Consider the following 18,436-nt stretch of genomic DNA (forward strand, 5'->3'; position numbering starts at 1 on the left):
GGACGCGCCGTCCCGGCGGCGGGCTTGCGTCACCGCGGGTCTAAAGGTGCGGGGTGAGGGCCGCGAGGAGGTGGCGCTTGGGCTTGGCGCCGACCATCTGGTGGACGACCTCGCCGTCCTTGTAGAGCGCCAGCGTGGGGAAGCCGAGGACGCCGTACCGGCTCGCGATGTCGGGGTTCTCGTCGCCGTTCAGCGACGCGATGGTGAGGCGGTCGCCGAGTTCGGCGTCGAGCTGCTCAAGGATCGGCGCGATCATCTTGCACGGCGGGCACCAGTCGGCCCAGAAGTCGACCAGGACGGGGCCCGGGGCGTTCAGGACCCGCTCGTCGAAGGTCGCGCTGGTCACGGTGATCATCGGTCGCCTCCTGGGGGACGGTGCAGCCCGGGCAGGCCCGGGCGAGTTGGGCGGCCACGTCGGCGCGGCGCCGGACGAGGGTGGCGATCTCCGCGTCGATCTCGGCGAGCTTGCGGCGGTAGACCGCGACCGGCTCGGGGCACGCGTCGCCGGTGGCGTGCCCGGAGCGCAGGCAGTCCACGAACGGGCGGGTGTCCTCCAGCGTGAACCCGGCCGCGAGCAGCGAGCGGATCTGCGCGACGAGCCGCAGGTCGGACTCGTCGTACTGGCGGTACCCGTTGGCGGCGCGGCGCGCGGTGATCAGTCCCTGCTGCTCGTAGAAGCGCAGCGTGCGGGTGCTGACGCCGGCGCGTTCGGCCAGCTCGCCGATCAGCATCGGAGACCTCCTTCGGTGGCCGTCAGCGACCGTACGCCTTGACGTGCGCGTCAAGGTCAAGCGGCGCGGGCCCGGGACGGAGTCTAAGCACCCCCGCGCACGCGCACGGGTTCAGCGGAATGGGACGGGTGAAGGGGCAGGATGTCCACGCCGGGAGAGGCGGAGCCGCCGGGTGAAGCGGAGCCGCCGCGCCGGGCGGAGCCGCCGGACGAGGTGGAACAGCGCGGCGGGCGTCGCGGCGGCGCACAGGATCGCGGCGCCGGCGTGCTGGTCGTCGAGGGGAGCCGCGCCCCAGCGGCGTCCGAGCCCTTCGTACCAGCCGCCGCCGAGGACGGTCCCGTCCAGCATGAGGACGATCCCAGCTGCGGCCAGCAGCACCGGCAGGACGACCGGTACCCGCGTACTGCTGAAGAACGCCAGCCCGATGCCGAGGAAGCAGGCCATCGCCAGCGAGTGGAGCGCGTGGTTGGCGAGCGCCGCGCCGAACAGGGGCGAGATGTAGTACGCGTAGAGGCTCAGAAGGAACAGCGCCGAGGACACGACCGGTTCCCTGAGGATCCGCACACCCCGGCTGTCGAGGACGGCGGCGAGCAGCGAGCCGGCCGACACGAGCCGCGCGGGACGCCCACACAGAAGGAGTATGGGCGCCACCACTCCGACCAGTACGTGCTGCAAGGCGTGGGCACTGAACAGGACCATGCTGTAGCGGGCGATGCCGCTGCCCATGGCGAACAGCAGGACGCTCAACCCGGCGGCCCACGCGACGCTACGGCGAACGGCCCACCGCCCTGCCCGCACCACGCCGATCCCGTAAAGGACGGCCCCAAGGAGGACGAGCACGAGGAACAGCGGGTCGATCCACCAGTGCGTCACGTACGCGGCGACGCCGGCGGGTCCGGGCAGCGGGAAGCCGAGCCGCAGCGCGACCGCGTCGATGGTGCCGGGCGACACCTCGGGCGGCGGGGTCCGCGACAGGCCGGTCGCCAGCGCCATCGTCGCGGCCATCGCGACGATCTCGGCCGAGCCGAGCCGGACGAACGGCCGGGGCGCCGACGCCAGCACCGGGATGGTGGCGCGGCGGTGCCACCAGCCCATGGCGCCGAGGGCGGCGAGCGCGGCGGTCTTCGCCACGATCAGCGCGCCGTAGCGCGATCCGAGGTGGAGGCCGCCGAGCCGGATCCACGCGTTCACCGCGCCGCTCGCCCCGACGACGGCGAACGCGGTCAGCGCGAGCGTGCTGTAGCGCTGCACGACGCCGGGCAGCCGGTCGCGGATCTCCGGCGCGAGCAGGACGAGGGCGACGAGCCCGCCGATCCACAGCGCGGCGCCCGCGATGTGGGCGGCGAGGCTGAACACGGCGAGCGCGTGGTGGGAGCCGGTCGCGGCGTGGCCGGTGAACAGCGGCGGCATCAGCCCGGCGAGCGCCGCGAGCAGCAGGTATCCGGCGGCACCGGGCGCTCCACGACGCCCGGCCGCCCACCAGAGCGCGGTGGACGTCCCGAAGACGAGGACGAGCGCGCGTCCCTGCGGCAGGTCGAGCAGGAACGTCCGCAGCATGGCGCCGTTGATCCCGGTGAGGCCGGTCCCGAACAGGTCGGACACGCTGAACGCCACGAACGCCAGCGTGCACAGCGCCCACGCCGCCGCGCTCAGCGACGCCGCCCGCAGGCACCGGCCGGCGGTCCCGGTCGCCGGGACGAACACGGCGGCGGCCAGCAGCCAGCCGACCGTCACGGTGGACGCGGCGTTCACGCCGAGCTTGGCGACGGTGAGGCCGGTCTCGGTCAGCGCGCCGGCCTGCGACAGGCCGGGCGCCGCGGCGGCGCCGAGCGACCCGCCGAACCGCACGACCAGCGCGAGGACGAGCAGGGCCGCGGCGAGCGCCGCCGTCACGAGGAGGGGCCGGTCGGGGCCGGGCGCCTGCCGCGGTTGCGTTGCCACGGCGGAAGATACGCACGGACCGGGACGGAAGGTTCATCGCCCACTAAAGTGTCCGCCATCCCGGCGACGCGTACGGGCATCAGGTGAGGGGACGATGAGCGCCAACGACGGTGGCAACACCTACCTGGAGAAGGTCGTCGCGCAGCAGGCCGTCCTGGAGGGCGACCTGCGGTCGCGCCGGTCGGCCCCGCCGCCGCCCGGCGCGGTGCCGCCGCCGGGGCCGCTGGCCAAGCGGGACCGCGCGCTCGGCGGGGCGCCCGCCGCGTCCCCCGAGCACGCGGAGGCGGGCCCGGTCGAGGTGCGCATCAAGGGCTTCTGGCGGTGGAAGAACGTGCTGGTCCCGCCGAACGCCTTCGTCGTGCACACCCGCCGGGGGCGCGCGGAGCCGCTGCACATCGGGCTGGGCGTGTCGTTCCGGTTCAACCCGTCCACGGACTCGTTCCTGGTGGTGCCGGGCGCGACGCAGACCATCCTGATCAACGCGTACTGCATCTGCAGCGAGCTGCAGGGCGTGCTCGTCCAGGGCTACGTCCAGTGGATCATCCAGGACTTCGCGACCGCCTACCGCAAGCTCGACTTCGGCGACGCGCAGGACCCGATGCGGGTGGTGAACCTGCAATTGCGCGAGCAGGCGGAGGCGGCGATCAAGGACAAGGTCTCCAGCATGGGCGTGCGGGACGTGCTGAGCGACAAGCAGCCGATCATCGAGGAGCTGACCGCGCGGCTGCGCGCCGTCGCCGAGGGCGAGGACCACAGCGACCGGGGACTCGGGCTGCGGATCGTCACCGTGCAGATCAAGGAGGCGGTGGTCAGCTCGTCGCGGCTGTGGGAGAACCTGCAGAAGCCGTACCGGGCCGAGCAGGGCCGGATCGCGCGGCTGGCGGAGCTGGAGGCGGAGGAGGCCGTCGCGCAGCGCGAGATGGCGGCGCAGCGGGTGAAGGAGACGCAGCGGCTGGAGCACGAGCGGGAGCTGGCGGAGCTGCGCTCGCGCAACGAGGCGGAGCGGTTCGACCTCGAGACGGCCGAGAAGCAGCGCCGCACCCGCCGCGAGCACGACGACGCCCGCGAGGTCGCCGAGCTGGAGACGGAGACGACCCGGCACGCGCTGCGGATGGAGCGCGAGCGGCACGCCGAGGAGGCCGAGACGGGCCGGCTGCGGATCGAGCGCGACCACGAGCTGAACCGGCTGCGGGTCGAGGGCGAGCTGGCGTTGCAGGAGACGCGGGCGCGCGCGCAGCACGAGACGGCGCTGCTCGGCCTGGAGCGCGAGCGGATCCGCGCGGCGATGGACAACGAGCAGGCGCCCGCGGCGATCCAGGCGCGGCTGATCGCCCGGCTGCCCGACATCCTGGAGCGGCTGCCGAAGCCGGACGAGCTGCGCACCGTGACCGTCAACGGCGCCGACCAGACCAGCGTCGCCGGGCTGCTCACCCAGCTCGCCGCGGTGATCGGCGCGCTGCGCGCGGCGACCGCCGAGTCCCCGGCCGTCACCGGCGGGGCGGCTCCGGAGGGAACCGGACGGGCAGCGCGGTGAGCGCCCGCTGGAACGGGCCGGGACGCCACCGCAGCTCGTCCACCGGGACGGCCAGCTCCATCTCGGGCAGCCGGTCGAGGAGCTTCTCGATGGCGACCGAGGCGATGAGCCGGGCCTGGCTCTTGGCCGGGCAGGTGTGCGGGCCCGCGTTGAACGCCAGGTGGGCGCGGTTCCCGGCCCACCCGGCGGCGGCCCGCGACGGGTCGGTGTTCGCCGCCGCGTAGGAGATCACGACCGGCTGGTCGGCGGGCAGCAGGCGGCCGCGGAACTCGACGTCCTGCCGCGGGTAGGTGATCCCCATGTTCGCCAGCGGCGGGTCGGTCCACAGGATCTCGTCGAGGGCGTCCTCGACGGGCAGGCTGCCGCCGGACAGGTCGCCGCCGAACCGGTCGTCGGACAGCAGCAGCCGCACGCCGTTGGCGATGAGGCTCTGCTCCGGCTCGATGCCGGCGCCGAGCAGCGTGACGAGCTGGTGCAGCATCTCCTCGTCGGTCAGTTCGGACGAGTGGGACAGCATCCACGACGTCACGTCCGCGCCCGGCTTCTCGCGCTTCAGCGCGACCAGCTCCATGATCGCGCCGCCCAGCAGCGCGTTGCTCGCCTCGGCGTCGACGCCCTCGATGATGCCGCTGAAGCCGATCCGCATCCGCTCGCCGAGGTCCGGCGGGCAGCCGAACATCTCCAGCATCACCAGGGTCGGCAGCGTCCGTGCGTATCCGGACATCAGCTCGACCTCGCCGTCCGCGGCGAAGCCGTCGATGATGAGGTCGGCGTTGCGCTCGACGTTCTCGCGCAGAGCGGACGGGTCGAGGCGGTTGAGGCCGTCGACGACCGGGGACCGCAGCCGCGTGTGCGCGGGGCCGTCCGCCGCCTGGCAGTTCTCCCGCCACATCATCACCGGCAGCACCGGGCAGTCGGCGGGCACGCCGGCCTGCCAGCGCCGCGCGTCCTTCGGGAACGTGGCCGGGTCGCGCAGTACCTCCAGGGCCGCGTCGTAGCCGATGACGAGCGTCGCGGGGACCCCCGGCGCCAGCTCGACCGGGGCGAGCTCGCCGTACTCGCGCAGCCGCGCGTAGACGCGCTCGGGCGCCTCCGCGAACTCCGGCCCGTAGATGGGCACGCGGTCGGTCTTCACGTGCGTTTCGGTCATTGCTGGGGGAACCTCACGGGCAGCGCGACCAGCGCGCGGTGGAAGGGGCCGGGACGCCATTCCAGCTCGTCCGGCGGGACGGCGAGCTCCATGTCGGGCAGCCGGTCGAGCAGCATCTCGATCGCGGCGGACGCGATGAGCCGCGCGTGCCCCTTCGCCGGGCACGTGTGCGCCCCGGCCGCGAACGCCAGGTGCGCGCGGTTGCCGGTGCGCTGGTGCGGGGTCCGCGACGGGTCGGTGTTCGCGGCGGCGTAGGAGATGACGACGGGCCGGTGGGCGGGCAGGACGCGGCCGCGGAACTCGACGTCCTGGCGCGGGAACGTCGCGCCGAAGTTCGCCATCGGCGGGTCGGTCCACAGGATCTCGTCGAGGGCGTCCTCGATCGGCAGGCTGCCGCCGGACAGGTCGCCGCCGAACCGGTCGTCCGAGAGGAGCAGCCGCAGCCCGTTGGCGATCAGGTTCTGCTCCGGCTCGGTGCCCGCGCCGAGCAGCAGCGCGATCTGCTCGGCCATCTCGTCGTCGTCCAGCTCCGCCGGATGCCCGATCATCCACGACGTCACGTCCGCGCCCGGGGTGGCGCGCTTGTGGGCGACCAGGTCGCGGGTCGCCCGGTTCAGCACCGCGTTGGCCTCCTCCGCGGACGTGCCGTCGAAGATCCCGCTCATCCCCTCGACGAGCCGGTCGCCGATCTCGGGCGGGCAGCCGAACAGCTCGTTGAACACCAGCAGCGGCAGCACCCGCGCGTACTGGCCGATGAGGTCGGCCTCGCCGTCGGCGGCGAAGGCGTCGACGAGCCGGGCCGCGGCCGTCTCGACATGGCCGCGCAGCGCCCCGGTGTCGACCCGGTCCAGGCTGTCGGTGATCACCGATCGGAGCCGGGCGTGCACCGGGCCGTTGGCCGACAGCGTGTTCGGCCGGTACATGAGCATCGGCAGGACGGGGCAGTCGGCGGGGACGTCCTGCTGCCAGCGGCTGCCGTCGCGCGGGAACCGGCCCGCGTCCCGCATGACCTCCAGCGCGGCGTCGTAGCCGATGACGAGCGTCGCGGGGATCCCCGGCGCCAGCTCGACGGGCGCGAGGTCGCCGTGCGCGCGCAGCGCCGCGTACACCCGGCGGGGGTCGGCGGCGAACTCCGGCCCGTAGAGCCGCCCGGGCTCGGTGCCGTCCGCTCCGGCGCCGTCCACGGGACGGGTCCGGTCGACGGTCACCGGGCCTCCCCGCCGAGCGTGAGCAGATGGTCGACGAGGGCGATCAGCGCGTGCGTGGACGACGCGCGGTCCCGCGCGTCGCAGGTGACCAGCGGCGTCGACGGCGCCAGGTCGAGCGCCTCGCGCACCTCCGCGTCGGGGAACTCCGGCGACCCTTCGAACCGGTTCACCGCCACCGCGTACGGCAGGCCCTGCTTCTCCACGATGTCCATGACGGCGAACGACTCCTGCAGCCGCGCCGTGTCCACCAGGATCAGCGCGCCGAGAGCGCCGCGCGCCAGGTCGTTCCAGAGCCGGGTGAAGCGCTGCTGGCCGGGCGCCCCGAACAGGTAGAGGACGAGGTCGTCGCTCAGCGTCAGCCGCCCGAAGTCCATCGCGACGGTGGTCGTCGTCTTGTCGTGGACGCCGGCGAGGTCGTCGACGCTCGCGCCGGCCTGCGTCATCCGCTCCTCGGTGCGCAGCGGCCGGATCTCCGACAGCGTCCCGACGTAGGTCGTCTTCCCCACCGCGAAGTGCCCCACGATGAGGATCTTGACGGCGGTCCGGACGGTCTCGCGCAGGTAGGGCCCGTCGTCGGCCGCCCGGGTTCCGGGGACCGGGGTGTCAGAGACTTGCGCGGAGTCCATCGAGCACCTCCTGCAGGAGCCGGGTCCGGGACGTCGGGGCGGCCTGCGCGGGCGCCCGTGTGGCGAGGTGGCCGCTGTCGACGAGGTCGGACAGCAGCACCTTGGTCACCCCGACGGGCAGCGACAGATGCCCGGCGATCTCCACGACCGACAGCGCGCCGCCCCGGCACAGCTCCACGATCCGCAGCTTCTCCGGCGACAGCCCCGTGCGGGGCAGGTCGCCGGCCGAGATCACCAGCGTGACCAGGTCGAACACGTTGCGGGACGGGTGCGCCCGGCCGCCGGTGACCACGTGCGGGCGCACCAGCGCGCGCTCGTTGCGGCGGCTCATGCGCGGCTGTCCGCGCCGGGGCGGGGCGGGCTGGTCAGCTCCTTGCCCAGCCGCTGCACCAGCTCCTGGAGCCGGAACGACACCGTCTCCATGTCCACGTGCTGCGTCGCCGACACCGCCAGGTAGGCGCCCGGTCCCGCCGCGACGAGGAACACGTACCCGTCGTCGAACTCGCTGACGGTCTGCCGCCACATCGTGCCCGCGTCGCCGCAGAACTCGGCGGTGCTGCGGGCCAGCGACTGCAGCCCGGACATCCCCGCGGCCTGCCGTTCCGCCTCGTCCCGGCCGATGCGCTCCGAGTGGGCCATCAGCAGCCCGTCGGCCGACAGCAGGATCGCGTACCGCGTCTCGGGCATCCGCAGGGCGTCGTCGAGCATCCATCCGAGCCGGTTCGTGCCGTCGTCCATCGCGCCGTTCCCCTCGTTCATGGCCGCAGGTCCTTTCCTTCAACGCCCGGCGGCGGCACCGGGGTGCCGGCCGCCGGCGTGCCCGCGCGGCCGGACCGGGTGCCGCGCTGCCAGGCGCCGAGCCCGGCGGCGGTCTCCCGCGGCGGGCGCACCGGCTCGGCCCAGGAGGCCGGGTCGGCCGCGTCCGGCTCCTCCGGTTCGGCGGCGCGGTCGGCGACCGCGACGCGGCTGCGTTTGGGGAGCCCATGCCGGGTGGACGGGACGTCCGCCGCGTCCGCCGCCCGCGCGCGCTCGCCGCCGCCGTTCGACGCCGCGGGCCGCGCGCGCGGGTCGTCGGCAACCTCGGTGAGCAGCTCGTCCGGCACGAACACGACGGCGCGCACACCGCCGTAGGGGGACCGCGAGTCGACCGACACGGTGAACCCGTACCGGGCGGCGAGCACGCCCGCGACGGCGAACCCGACGCGGGGCGGGTCGCCGAGCCGGTGCACGTCCACCGACGCCTCGCCGGACAGCAGCTCGGCGGCGCGCTGCAGCTCCTCGGCGTCCATCGCGACGCCCGCGTCGTCGATGGTGATGGCGACGCCGTTGTGCGCGGTGCGGAAGTTGACCTCGACGTTGGTGTCGGGACGGGAGTGGCGGGCGGCGTTGTCGAGCAGCTCGGCGAGCGTCAGCACGACCGGCTCGACGGCCCGCGCGGTGACCGCGACGTTCACCGGCCCCTCGAGGTTGACCCGCAGGTAGTCGCGGATGCGGGAGGTGGCGCCGCGCACCACGTCGGTCATCGACGACGCCGAGCGCTGCTGGCCGGGCCACGACCCGCACAGCACGGCGGTGGCCTGCGCGCGCCGTCCGAGCTGGGCGTTCATGTGGTCGATGCGCAGCAGGCCGTCGAGCACGTCGGGGTCGTCGTGCCGCTCCTGCATGGTGGAGATGGCGAGCTGCTGCTCGTTGGCGAGGCTCTGCACGGCGCGCATCATCGCGCGGAGGGTCGACTTGGCGGACTGGTCGGCCCGCTCCCTGACCCGCTCCGCGGACCCGGCGAACAGGTCCATCACCGTCTGCAGGGACTGGCCGAAGGCGGGCGCCTTGCGGGTGAGGTCGTGCAGCGGCCCGGCGACGCGCATGCCCGGGTTGTGGAGGGACTCCATCAGCTCGGGCAGCCGCACGCCGGCGAGGTGCCGCAGCTCCTTGTCACGCAGCTCGACACCGGCCGCGAGGGCGGCGTTCTGGTCGCGGAGCTCGGCGGTCAGCCGCCGCTGGCGGGCCAGCTGGACCGCGGCGGCGACACCGGCGGCGGCCACGACGACGAGCGCCGCCGCCAACAGGATTTGCACCATCAGGTCCTCGTGCACAGGAAGTCGGGCGAGGCGGGCCGGTGTCGGACCGTCTCTCGGTTGGTGGTTCGGGTTCCGGCGGCGTCGGCCGGGGAGGTGATACGCCGCGGTTTCGTGACCGTAAGACGAGGTGAGGGGGGTGCGCTTGTGCGCGCGCGCAGAGAATTTGCCGCGGGGCGCACGCCATGATCACTGGCAGTCCGATACGCGTTACTTTCCGGCGTGTCCTCCTGATTTAGCGGCGGTGATCGTACTACGCTCGCCTGCGGCGGACCGCCGTGGCCAGCGCGTTCCCGACGCCTGCTCCGGCGCGCCCGCCCGGGTACGGAACGGCGGCGGGGGGCAGCGGTGGACGACGGCGCCTACCAGCTCGTCCTGCGCTGGTCGGAGCAGATCGACTGCGTCCGCACCGCCGGCCAGGCGCGCCGCGAGCGCGCCGACGGCTACCGCTTCGTGCTGCCGCTCGACGGCGAGCTGACCCTGGCCCAGGACGGCCGGGAAGCGCGGCTGCGCCCCGGCACCGGCGGCCTCGTCACGCTGGCCGAGCCGTTCCGGATCAGCCTCGCGTCCGGGACCGGGCCGACGGCGGCCGCCCGCGCGCGGGACACCGGCCGGCGCGGCGCCCCCGCCCGGGCGCTCGTCATGACGATCCCGGCGCGCGAGATGGACCGCAGGCTGCGCCGCCCGTCGCCGGTCGCGACGGGCCTCGACCTGTCCAGCGGCCTCGGCCGCGTCGTCGCCGACATGGTCCGCGCCGTCGGCGAGGAGCGCCGCGCGCTCAGCGCCGCCCAGTTCGACGCCGCCTGCGACCGCATCACCGAGCTGCTCTGCGTGATCGTCGCCGGCCGGCAGCGGCCCGCCGCGCCCGGCCACCTCGCCGAGGTCGAGGCGGTGGTGCGCCGCTACGTGCGCGAGCACGCCACCGAGCCCGGCCTCACCGGCGCCGCCGTGGCGCAGGACCTCGGCTGGTCGCTGCGCCAGGTGCAGCTCGCCCTGCAGCACGCCGGGACGACACCGCGCGAGCTGATCCGCGAGGAGCGGCTCCGGCTCGTCCGGGACCGGCTGCGCAACCCGCAGGACCGCGACGTCACCATCACCGACATCGCGCACGCCACCGGGTTCTCCTCGGCCAGCGCGCTCAGCACCGCGTTCCGCCGCCGGTTCGGCGTGAGCCCCCGCGAGCTCCGGCACACCGCGCACTGACCGGTCAGGGCGGAGCGGCCGGGAGGGTGACGGTCACCGCGAGGCCGCCTTCGGGGCGGGGGCGGGCGGTGACCTCGCCGTCGTGGGCGCGGACGATCGACTGCACGATGGACGGGCCGAGGCCCGCGCCCTTGGCGGTGACGACGCGGTCGGCGTCGAGCCGGCGGAACGGCTCGAACAGGCCCGGCACCTCGTAGGACGGGACGGGCGGGCCGGAGTTGGCGACATCCAGGACGGCGCGCCCGTCCCGCGTGCCGGACGTGACGCGCACCCAGCCGCCTTTACCCGAAGGCGCGACTGCGTCGCCGCGGCCTGGTACTCGTCGTGCTGCCTGCGCATCAGGCGTTCGACGTCGGCGGCGGCCTTGGCGGAGTCGGGCGGGGTCCCGGGCGTCCCCTGCACGTCCACCACCGTCCGGTCGCGGCCGTCCGGCGCCCCCGGCTGGTGGGTCGTGACCCGCGCGAGGACCCGCGTCCCGGACCGGTCGAGCTGCTGGGTGAACAGCGCGTAGGTGACGGCGAGGAGCACCAGGCCGGCGGCGAGGAACAGGCCGCCGTAGGTCAGCGTGAGGCGGGCGCGCAGCGAGACCCGGCGCGGCCGGCCGATCGCGGCGATCTTCACGGGATCCGGTACCCCGCTCCCTTGACGGTCTCGATGACGGGCGGGCGGCCCCTGACCGCATTTGACATAGTGATCACTATCCGAATATCGTCCGCTATATGGATAGCGAAGACGATGAGAAACCGAGGCGGCTGACCCGCGCCGAGGCCAAGGCGCGCACCCGGCGCCGGCTGCTGGACGCGGCGGCGCGCACCTTCGCCCGCAAGGGGTACGCGGGGGCGTCGGTCGAGGAGATCGCCGAGGCGGCGGGCTACTCGATCGGCGCCCTGTACTCCAACTTCGGCGGCAAGGAGGAGCTGTTCGTCGAGCTGATGGTCGGCGGCGCCCGGGCCCGGGTCGAGCGCGGCAGGCAGACCATGGATGCCGTGCACACCGGGAACGAGGATCCCGAGTCGGCGCTCGGCCGCTTCTTCATGGAGGCCGCCGACAAGGACGACGACCTGCCCCTCCTGCAGGCCGAACTGTGGCTCTACGCCATGCGGAACCCGCAGCTGCGGGAGGCGCTGGCGGCCGCGCAGCGCGAGCCGCAGGCGGCCCTCGCCGAGCTCATGGAGCCGATCCTCGCGCGCGTCGGCGCCTCCGGCGCGGTCCCCGCCTCCGACGTCGCCACGGTCGCGAGCGCGATGTTCCAGGGCCTGCTGCGGCAGCGCCGCCTCGATCCGCCGAGCGTGCCGGACGACCTGCTCCGCCAGGCGATGCGGTGGCTGTTCGTCGGCATCGCCAACTCCCCCCACCCTTCGTCCGAGGAGCAGTCGTGACCCGTCAGGACATTCCCGTCGCCCGCCCCGCCGCCGTCGCCGGACCCCGAGCCGTCAAGCGCGTCTACCGGATGGCCGGCCTGATCATGGGCGGTATCTGGGCCTGGAACGCCGGCGAGCCGGTCTGGGAGCACGCCCTCAAGTTCGGGCTGCTGCTCTTCGTCGGCGTGCCGCTGCTGCACCTGGTCCAGAAGCGCCGAACGGCGGGGCGCCCGCGGCCGGGCCCGCAGCTCTCGCTCGCCCGCGCGGTCGTCGCCAAGGGCGTGCTCCTCGCCGCCGCGCTCGTCGCCTCCTACCTGCTGAGGTCGACGCCCCACGGCGACCTCTACGTCGCCGCCGGCCTGTTCGTCGCCATCGCCGGCATCGGACCGCTCCTGCACCGCCACCTCATGGCCGGTTGACGGCCTCACCGCCTCCGTGACGGCCCGTGCGCACTTCGTGCCGCAGCGTTGACGAGCCCGCAACGGCGGCGAAAACGCCGGACGCTGGGCTGAGCCCATGAGCATCTACGACACCATCGGGGGAGAGGCCGCGCTGATCGCCGTGGTCGACGACCTGTACATCCGCATCCTCGCCGACGACGAACTGAAGGGCTTCTTCGCCGGGACGAACCTCGCCCGGCTGAAGGGCCGCCAGGTCGAGTTCTTCGGGCAGGCGCTCGGCGGGCCGATGGTCTACGGCGGCGCCCCCATGAAGGACGTCCACCTCGGACGCGGCATCGAGCGCGCCCACTTCGAGAAGGTGGCGGGGCACCTCGTGGCCGCGCTCGCCGCCGCGGGCGTCCCGGACGCCGTCATCGCCGAGATCGTCGCGGTGGTGGCGCCGCTCGCGGACGACATCGCGAGCGGCGCCGTCACCGCGAAGTAGGCGGCCCGGCCGGGCGGGGGGCGCTATCCGGCGAGGAGGTCCTGCAGCTCGCGGACGGCCTCGCGGAGCCGGTCGGCGAAGTCGTGCATCGCGCCCGCGACCGGCTCCGGCGTGCTCAGGTACACGTTGAACCGGTCGGGCAGCAGGACGTAGGCGACGCCGATGCACTGCGCGCTCGTCGACCCGAACCCGAAGTACCGAATGTTCACCGACGGCGCCGAGCTGGTGCTGAGGTAGTCGTCGCGCATCGTCGTCCAGCCGGGCGAGTCGAACAGCGCCAGGTGCTCGGTGACGCCGAGCTCCGCGCCGCGCCGCTTCTGGATCAGCTGCAGCTCCCACAGGTGCTGCTCCGGCGCGCGGCCCGTCTGGCACTCCTTGGCGCGCCGGACGTGCGCCTCGGCGGCGGCGCGGAACGCGGCGCGGCGGGTGTCGGCGCCCGCGCCCGGGTCGTCCATCGCCTCGACGAACCGCAGCACCTCCGGGGTGACGACCCGCATCGCCTCGGTGCGCCCGTTGCGGTACTGGCGGGTCGCGATCGACTCGTAGGTGGCGCCGGTGAGGCCCTTCGCCCGCTTGTGCGCGAGCTGGTACGCCATCTGGACGAACGCGTCCGGCGACGTCTTCAGCGCCTTGGCGCGCTCGGAGCCGAAGTCGTCGAACGACACGCAGGTCGTGGCGGTCGCGGCGGCGTAGGCGGCGAACGCGGCGGCGGCGTCCCGGACGTCGGCGCGCAGCGCGTCGTCCAGCGCGAACTCGATCGCCTCGATCGCCGGCAGGCCCTGCGACCGGGCCCCGGAGCGCTGCGCGTGCGCCGCCGCGGAGTCGCCGAGCAGCGCGTCCACGAAGCTGAGGATCGTGGTGCCGTCCAGCCCGCAGTGCTCCACGTTGATCCCGGCGGTGCCGTCGGCGAAGACGACCAGGGAGACCGCCTTGTCGAACCAGCGGTTGCCGCTGTCGCCGTGCAGCAGCTCGTCGCACGCCTCCAGGTCGCTCTTCGGCGCCAGGTCCTCCAGGCAGACGCAGAACAGCGCGGTCTCGATGTCGTCGAGCGCCCGCGCGTTGGCGGGGTCGGCGGCGAGCAGCGCCTCCCGGCTCGCCGCCCACTCGGCGCGCGCCTTGGTGGTGAGGTGCCCGGCGGACGGCTCCGGCGCGGGCTCCGCCTTCATGATCGTGCCGAGGCCGGCGACCAGCTCGTCCAGCGCGTGCGGGACGCCGTCCGGGCCGATCACGTCCATCCGGACGATGTTGCCGCGGTAGAACACCACGATGTGCCTGGCCTGCGACGGGCCCGGCCACTCGGCGCTGTAGGGGGCGCGGACGGTGTCCTGCTCGGCGCCCGGGATGCGCGTGGTGGAGAACAGGAACTTGTTCTGCTCCATCGACAAAGGCGCGCCGCGCTGCAGGACGGGCGGGATCCGCTCGGCGTCCAGCCGCAGCTTGTAGTCCAGCGCCCCGGCGATCAGCCCGGCCGCGCGCTCGAGCTGCCGCTCCCCGGTGTCCTGGAACAGGAAGAAGAAGTTCGCGTTCAACGCGATCCGGTCGCGCCGGCCGAGGTAGCGGTACGGCCAGAAGGTGTCCAGCCAGCTGCGCACGCCGGGCTCGGCGTCGTAGCGCTCGAGCGCGGCGTGCAGGGCGCGGCCCGGGCCGTCCGGGCGGGCGAACGCCTCCACCGCCGCGCGCGTCTCCGCCAGCTCCGCCTCCGTCAGCAGCGGCGCGCACCACTCAAGGAACCGCTTGCAGGTCTCGTCGAGCGTGGGCAGCGGCACCCGGGGCAGCGCGTCCTCGTTGCCGAACGTGCGCGTCGACGGTTCAGGAGTGGCGTTCACGTGTCCCTCGTTCTCCATGCCTGCCCGGGCGTTCCGCACGCACGGGGCCAACGGTGTTCATTCCCCGCGCGGGCGCGAGACGTACAGGCTCGCGTAGAGCCAGCCGCCGTCCTCCACGCCGGACGGGTCGACGCCGGCGTCCGCCAGCGTGCCCAGCACGAGCGCATGCTCCTCCTCCGTCGCGAACCGCCGCTGCCGGAACAGCCCGTCGCGGCGGACGGTCGCGTAGCCCGCCGCCGCGAGCGTCTCGGCGATCGGGTCGAAGGGGAACATGCGCAGGATGAAGTGCGCCATCCAGGGCCGGCGCCCGCCCGCCGCCTCGACGACGCGCGCGATCGTCCGCTCGGTGACGTAACCGAGGCAACCGGTGGAAATGACCAGATCGGCGCGGGACAGCCGCGCGGCCTGCTCGCCGGTCGGATCGCCGCTTTCCAGGTCGGCGTGCACGGCGCCGTCCAGGAAACCGGCGTCGAGCGCATAGGAGAGCGCGTTCTCGGACGCGTCGAGACCAACGAAACGGACGCCATTCGCACGTGCACGGGAACGGACCAGCTCACGGTCGCGGGACAGGAGCGCGCCGCGGGTGAGCCGTTCGGCGTCGCGGCCGCCGTAGCGATCGTACAGCTCCGCCATGGTGGCGCCGTATTTCAGCAGCGCCGCGTTGATGCCGTAGGAGCAGCCGATGTCCACGACCGTCGGAACCGGCACGCCGCGGGCCTGCCGGTATTCGGCGATGAGCCGGGCGAAGTGCGGCTTGGCCAGTTCGGGGATGTTGTAGTCGAGACCGCGCAGAGTGCTGAAGTAGGCGCGCGGGTCCGGCTCGGTGTAGATGTGGTCCAGCGAGATCTTTCCGGTCGTGTCGGTGCGCACGTCGCGGTCCTTCCTGGAGTACGCGGGCGGGGGCCGGGCGTTTCTCGCTTCAGTCGAGCAGGGCGTCCACCCGGACGGCGCGTCCCTCCGCGGCCCGGTGCTCGGGCAGCACCCGGCCGAACAGCTGCCGCGTGCGCTCGACGCTGCCGATCACGCCGGGCCGCTCGCTGTAGGCGAGGATCGCGGTGTGCCGCGCGACGTCCCCGCGCACCTCGCTGACCCGGTGCAGCGAGTAGCGCCCCTTGAAGAGCTGCAGGTCACCGGGGCGCAACACCAGCCGCCGCACCAGGTGCCCGCCGCGCCCGGTGAGGACGGCGCGGACGTCCGCGAAGTTCTCGTCCGCCGCGGACCGGATGTTCGGGCAGTACTCGAAGACGCCGCCGTCGCGCGGAAGCTGCGTCAGCAGGCTCACCGTGAACTCGTTGGTGTCGAAATGCCACGGGTGCTCCATGCCGGGATTCACGACGTTCAGGCACAGCCCGGACAGCGGGTCGCCCAGTTCGTGGACGCGCGGCAGCCCGAAGCACGCGGCCACGAACCGCTGGAAAAGCGGGTCCGAATAGAGCCGGTGGACGATCAGGTCGGCGGGGATGAGGTCGCGCGCCACGAACGCGTTCCCGCGCTCGACGGTGATACGTCCCGGATGGTCGTCGGGCAGCGGCGTGGTGATGTCGGTGTTGTAGGCGTTCACCGTTTCGACGTCGTAATGAGCGTTCGGCGCGATGGCGGCGCATTCCGTCCGCAGCCGCTGCCGCAATGCGCCGCGAATGAAGTCCGGAAGGACGCAGCAGCCGGAATTCGCCAGCTCCTCCCGGACCCGCGAAACGACGGCGGTCCAGCCCGCGCCGTCCGGATCGTGCAGCGGATAGAGATCGGTGTCGACCAGTTCCGCGCCTGCCGCCCGGCCGGCGGCCCGAGCCTCCACTGCGCCCATGAAGATCCTTCCGCGTGGCGAACCCCACCCGGGTTTTAGCACATTCCCCGTGCGCATTCATGGCCGTGCTTTCCCGGCGGATTTGTCAGAATTCGATAAGCCCGGTCGGTGACCTGTGGCTTCGAACGGTCCACTGCACGCGCCGGCACACTGTCCGATGTGTCCCATATCACCAGATGATCGTGACCAGTCCGAACCTTCGCCCGGGTGACGGCGTCTCCAGACGGTTGGGACACTGGTCCACTACTCACCCCCAGGAGGGCGCATGGCGGACTGGCGGCTGACGGGCTTCGTCGAGGAACGCGAGCTCGGCCGCGGCGCGCAGGGCCGCGTGGTGCTGGCGCGGCACGCCGGGACCGGCGCGCCCGTCGCGATCAAGTACCTGACCGGCGGCGACCCGGCGGCCGTCGCCGGGCTGCGCGCGGAGGCGCAGATGCTCGGCCGGCTGACCAGCCCGTACGTCGCGCGGCTCTACCGGTTCGTGGAGAGCGGCGAGGGCGCCGCGATCGTGATGGAGGCGGTCAACGGCGCCTCGCTGAAGGCGGTGCTGGCCGAGCACGGCCGGCTCCAGCCGGAGGCGGCGCTGCTGGTGCTGAAGGGCTCGCTGCTCGGGCTGGCCGCCGCGCACGCCGTCGGCGTCGTCCACCGCGACTACAAGCCCGCCAACGTGGTCGTCCGGCCGGACGGGCTGAGCAAGCTCGTCGACTTCGGCGTGGCCGTGCTGGCGGGCGAGGGCTCGGCCGCCGGGACGCCCACCTACATGGCGCCCGAGCAGTGGCGCGGCGAGGCCGCCACCCCCGCCACCGACGTGTACGCCGCGACCTGCGTGTTCGTGGAGTGCGTGACGGGGCGGCGGCCGTTCGCGGCCGGGGAGCGCGCGGCGCTGATGAACCAGCACCTGACCGCCGCGGCCGACGTCGCGGACGTCCCCGAGCGGCTGCGCCCCCTCGTGGCGAAGGGCCTGGCGAAGCAGGCGGGGGACCGCCCGCAGGGCGCCGTCGCGTTCGTCGGCGAGCTCGAGGCGGCGGCGGTCGCCCTGTACGGGCCCGACTGGGAGCAGCGGGGCGTCCGGGCGCTCGCGGCGGCCGCCGTCGCGCTGGCGGCCCTGTTCCCGCTGGGCGCGCTGGCGGTCGCTCCGGGCGCCGCCGCCACCGGCGCCGGCGCCGGCGCGGCCGGAACCGCGGGTGCCGCCGGGACGGGCGGTGGCGTGTCCGCCAGTGCGGGATCCACGGGCGCGGCCGTCAGCAAGGGCTTCCTCGCCACCGCCGCCGGGAAGGGCGCCCTCGCGGCGGCGGGAGTCGCCGTCGTCGCCGCCGCGGCCGGCGGCGCCGTCTACGCGACGAAGGACTCCACCAAGAAGAAGGCCCCGCAGGACCATCCCGTCCTGACCCTGGCCGCCCAGAACGAGACCCTTCCTGGTACGTCCATCAAGGTGAACGGCGCGAAGTACGCAACGGTCAGCGGGCTGCACGACGCGGCGCTCCAGCGCCGCGTCAACGCCGCGCTCCGCGCCCCGCTCGACGACCTGATCGCGCTGGCGAAGGAGAGCCGCAGGCAGGTCGCCTGCGGGGGCACCCCGACCACCGTGAGCGTCCAGACGCGTGTGGGGCTCCAGGGGCCGCGCCTGGTGTCCGTCCGGTACTTCCAGATCTCCGACTGGTGCCAGAAGGCCGACGGGGCGCCCGGCGGCGAGGTCGTCACCGTCGACCTGCGCACCGGCCGCCGGCTCACCGCGGCCGACGTCTTCCGTCCCGGCACGCTCACCGCCGCCGGGGTGGGGACGCTGAAGTCCCGGCTCGTCCAGCGGGACGGGCGGCGGTGGGAACCCGACTGCTCCGCGGGCAGGACCTGGAAGCCCGCCGACTTCCAGCAGACCCCGGCCGAGGGCCTGTACAAGGGCGCCTCGAAGACGCCGCCGCACCTGAGCGCCTACCTCACCCCGACGGACTTCCAGCTCGCCTGGTTCAACTCCGGCAGCGACGGCTGCGGCAACCTCGACTTCGGCGCCCCCTACGCCAAGGTCCGCGATCTGCTGAAACCCGAGTTCGCCGCCCTGCTGCCGAAGTGACGCGGCGGGCACCGGGTAGGGGAT

General features: G+C 73.9%; 19 protein-coding genes. 6 read left to right on the forward strand and 13 right to left on the reverse strand.

Annotation, left to right across the window (positions count from 1 at the left end):
* Positions 1-40: 40 nt before the first annotated feature.
* The 3 genes from trxA to F8568_RS09550 all read right to left on the reverse strand — a co-directional run bounded on the left by trxA (position 41) and on the right by F8568_RS09550 (position 2,672).
* Complete coding sequence (gene trxA, locus F8568_RS09540; protein ID WP_151593152.1) at positions 41-355, reverse strand: thioredoxin; 315 nt, start codon at positions 353-355, stop codon at positions 41-43.
* Positions 237-731 (reverse strand): MerR family transcriptional regulator, encoded by a 495-nt coding sequence (locus tag F8568_RS09545; RefSeq protein WP_151593153.1) that lies wholly within the window; start codon positions 729-731, stop codon positions 237-239. The genes trxA and F8568_RS09545 overlap by 119 nt, the downstream gene beginning before the upstream one ends.
* A 111-nt stretch (positions 732-842) precedes the next feature.
* Positions 843-2,672: a cytochrome c oxidase assembly protein gene (locus F8568_RS09550; RefSeq protein WP_151593154.1), complete on the reverse strand. Its 1,830-nt coding sequence runs from the start codon at positions 2,670-2,672 to the stop codon at positions 843-845.
* Between the two features lie 94 nt (positions 2,673-2,766).
* Here F8568_RS09550 and F8568_RS09555 point away from each other — a divergent pair, with 94 nt between their 5' ends.
* The gene (locus F8568_RS09555) at positions 2,767-4,206 is read left to right on the forward strand and encodes an SPFH domain-containing protein (protein ID WP_151593155.1); all 1,440 of its coding nucleotides are present in this window, start codon (positions 2,767-2,769) and stop codon (positions 4,204-4,206) included.
* On the opposite strand, the gene F8568_RS09560 is transcribed toward F8568_RS09555, so the two are convergent.
* From F8568_RS09560 to F8568_RS09585, 6 genes are read right to left on the reverse strand one after another with little or no spacing between them, the layout of a single operon-like run.
* Positions 4,160-5,356 (reverse strand): cytochrome P450, encoded by a 1,197-nt coding sequence (locus F8568_RS09560; protein ID WP_151593156.1) that lies wholly within the window; start codon positions 5,354-5,356, stop codon positions 4,160-4,162. The two genes, F8568_RS09555 and F8568_RS09560, sit on opposite strands and share 47 nt — an antisense overlap.
* The gene (locus F8568_RS09565; protein WP_202124732.1) at positions 5,353-6,564 is read right to left on the reverse strand and encodes a cytochrome P450; all 1,212 of its coding nucleotides are present in this window, start codon (positions 6,562-6,564) and stop codon (positions 5,353-5,355) included. Before F8568_RS09565 ends, F8568_RS09560 begins: the two co-directional genes overlap by 4 nt.
* Positions 6,561-7,190, reverse strand: a complete 630-nt coding sequence (locus tag F8568_RS09570; protein ID WP_151593157.1) for a GTP-binding protein — start codon at positions 7,188-7,190, stop codon at positions 6,561-6,563. The genes F8568_RS09565 and F8568_RS09570 overlap by 4 nt, the downstream gene beginning before the upstream one ends.
* Positions 7,168-7,521 (reverse strand): DUF742 domain-containing protein, encoded by a 354-nt coding sequence (locus tag F8568_RS09575; protein WP_151593158.1) that lies wholly within the window; start codon positions 7,519-7,521, stop codon positions 7,168-7,170. Before F8568_RS09575 ends, F8568_RS09570 begins: the two co-directional genes overlap by 23 nt.
* Entirely contained in the window at positions 7,518-7,949 is a 432-nt protein-coding gene (locus F8568_RS09580; RefSeq protein WP_236008578.1) for a roadblock/LC7 domain-containing protein, read from the reverse strand. The genes F8568_RS09575 and F8568_RS09580 overlap by 4 nt, the downstream gene beginning before the upstream one ends.
* The gene (locus F8568_RS09585; RefSeq protein WP_151593159.1) at positions 7,946-9,268 is read right to left on the reverse strand and encodes an ATP-binding protein; all 1,323 of its coding nucleotides are present in this window, start codon (positions 9,266-9,268) and stop codon (positions 7,946-7,948) included. The genes F8568_RS09580 and F8568_RS09585 overlap by 4 nt, the downstream gene beginning before the upstream one ends.
* Before the next feature lie 345 nt (positions 9,269-9,613).
* Between F8568_RS09585 and F8568_RS09590 the strand changes: the two genes are divergently transcribed.
* Entirely contained in the window at positions 9,614-10,468 is an 855-nt protein-coding gene (locus tag F8568_RS09590) for an AraC family transcriptional regulator (protein ID WP_328600799.1), read from the forward strand.
* A 4-nt stretch (positions 10,469-10,472) separates the two neighbouring features.
* Here F8568_RS09590 and F8568_RS47925 read toward each other — a convergent pair whose 3' ends face one another.
* Entirely contained in the window at positions 10,473-11,150 is a 678-nt protein-coding gene (locus tag F8568_RS47925) for an ATP-binding protein (RefSeq protein WP_151593161.1), read from the reverse strand.
* A 37-nt stretch (positions 11,151-11,187) separates the two neighbouring features.
* Between F8568_RS47925 and F8568_RS09600 the strand changes: the two genes are divergently transcribed.
* From F8568_RS09600 to F8568_RS09610, 3 genes are all read left to right on the forward strand, one after another.
* Positions 11,188-11,847 carry a TetR/AcrR family transcriptional regulator gene (locus F8568_RS09600; RefSeq protein ID WP_151593162.1) on the forward strand — a complete coding sequence of 220 codons (660 nt, stop codon included), beginning with the start codon at positions 11,188-11,190 and terminating at the stop codon, positions 11,845-11,847.
* Positions 11,844-12,248, forward strand: a complete 405-nt coding sequence (locus F8568_RS09605) for a hypothetical protein (RefSeq protein WP_151593163.1) — start codon at positions 11,844-11,846, stop codon at positions 12,246-12,248. The genes F8568_RS09600 and F8568_RS09605 overlap by 4 nt, the downstream gene beginning before the upstream one ends.
* 97 nt (positions 12,249-12,345) lie before the next feature.
* On the forward strand, positions 12,346-12,714 hold the full coding sequence (locus F8568_RS09610; protein WP_151593164.1) for a group I truncated hemoglobin: 369 nt from the start codon (positions 12,346-12,348) through the stop codon (positions 12,712-12,714).
* A gap of 23 nt (positions 12,715-12,737) precedes the next feature.
* Here the strand turns inward: F8568_RS09610 and F8568_RS09615 are convergent, their stop codons facing one another.
* Genes F8568_RS09615 through F8568_RS09625 form a run of 3 tightly spaced genes read right to left on the reverse strand, consistent with a single transcriptional unit; the run spans position 12,738 to position 16,344 of the window.
* Positions 12,738-14,540, reverse strand: coding sequence for a choline/carnitine O-acyltransferase (locus F8568_RS09615; RefSeq protein WP_328600800.1), 1,803 nt, complete (start codon positions 14,538-14,540; stop codon positions 12,738-12,740).
* A gap of 57 nt (positions 14,541-14,597) precedes the next feature.
* Positions 14,598-15,410 carry a class I SAM-dependent methyltransferase gene (locus F8568_RS09620; protein WP_151593166.1) on the reverse strand — a complete coding sequence of 271 codons (813 nt, stop codon included), beginning with the start codon at positions 15,408-15,410 and terminating at the stop codon, positions 14,598-14,600.
* A gap of 49 nt (positions 15,411-15,459) precedes the next feature.
* Complete coding sequence (locus F8568_RS09625) at positions 15,460-16,344, reverse strand: HalD/BesD family halogenase (RefSeq protein WP_151593167.1); 885 nt, start codon at positions 16,342-16,344, stop codon at positions 15,460-15,462.
* 265 nt (positions 16,345-16,609) lie between these two features.
* On the opposite strand from F8568_RS09625, the gene F8568_RS46660 reads away from it, so the two are divergent.
* Positions 16,610-18,412, forward strand: coding sequence for a serine/threonine-protein kinase (locus F8568_RS46660; protein WP_202124733.1), 1,803 nt, complete (start codon positions 16,610-16,612; stop codon positions 18,410-18,412).
* The last annotated feature ends 24 nt before the right edge of the window (positions 18,413-18,436 follow it).

This window comes from Actinomadura physcomitrii (assembly GCF_008923205.2).
In the GTDB taxonomy this organism is placed as follows: Bacteria; Actinomycetota; Actinomycetes; order Streptosporangiales; family Streptosporangiaceae; genus Spirillospora; species Spirillospora physcomitrii.

Bases quoted from the DNA above. Each gene is read 5' to 3' on its own strand.
- trxA (WP_151593152.1), bottom strand. From the start codon at position 355: ATGATCACCGTGACCAGCGCGACCTTCGACGAGCGGGTCCTGAACGCC.
- F8568_RS09545 (WP_151593153.1), bottom strand. From the start codon at position 731: ATGCTGATCGGCGAGCTGGCCGAACGCGCCGGCGTCAGCACCCGCACG.
- F8568_RS09555 (WP_151593155.1), top strand. From the start codon at position 2,767: ATGAGCGCCAACGACGGTGGCAACACCTACCTGGAGAAGGTCGTCGCG.
- F8568_RS09560 (WP_151593156.1), bottom strand. From the start codon at position 5,356: ATGACCGAAACGCACGTGAAGACCGACCGCGTGCCCATCTACGGGCCG.
- F8568_RS09570 (WP_151593157.1), bottom strand. From the start codon at position 7,190: ATGGACTCCGCGCAAGTCTCTGACACCCCGGTCCCCGGAACCCGGGCG.
- F8568_RS09575 (WP_151593158.1), bottom strand. From the start codon at position 7,521: ATGAGCCGCCGCAACGAGCGCGCGCTGGTGCGCCCGCACGTGGTCACC.
- F8568_RS09580 (WP_236008578.1), bottom strand. From the start codon at position 7,949: ATGAACGAGGGGAACGGCGCGATGGACGACGGCACGAACCGGCTCGGA.
- F8568_RS09585 (WP_151593159.1), bottom strand. From the start codon at position 9,268: ATGGTGCAAATCCTGTTGGCGGCGGCGCTCGTCGTCGTGGCCGCCGCC.
- F8568_RS47925 (WP_151593161.1), bottom strand. From the start codon at position 11,150: ATGCGGTCAGGGGCCGCCCGCCCGTCATCGAGACCGTCAAGGGAGCGG.
- F8568_RS09600 (WP_151593162.1), top strand. From the start codon at position 11,188: ATGGATAGCGAAGACGATGAGAAACCGAGGCGGCTGACCCGCGCCGAG.
- F8568_RS09610 (WP_151593164.1), top strand. From the start codon at position 12,346: ATGAGCATCTACGACACCATCGGGGGAGAGGCCGCGCTGATCGCCGTG.
- F8568_RS09625 (WP_151593167.1), bottom strand. From the start codon at position 16,344: ATGGGCGCAGTGGAGGCTCGGGCCGCCGGCCGGGCGGCAGGCGCGGAA.
- F8568_RS46660 (WP_202124733.1), top strand. From the start codon at position 16,610: ATGGCGGACTGGCGGCTGACGGGCTTCGTCGAGGAACGCGAGCTCGGC.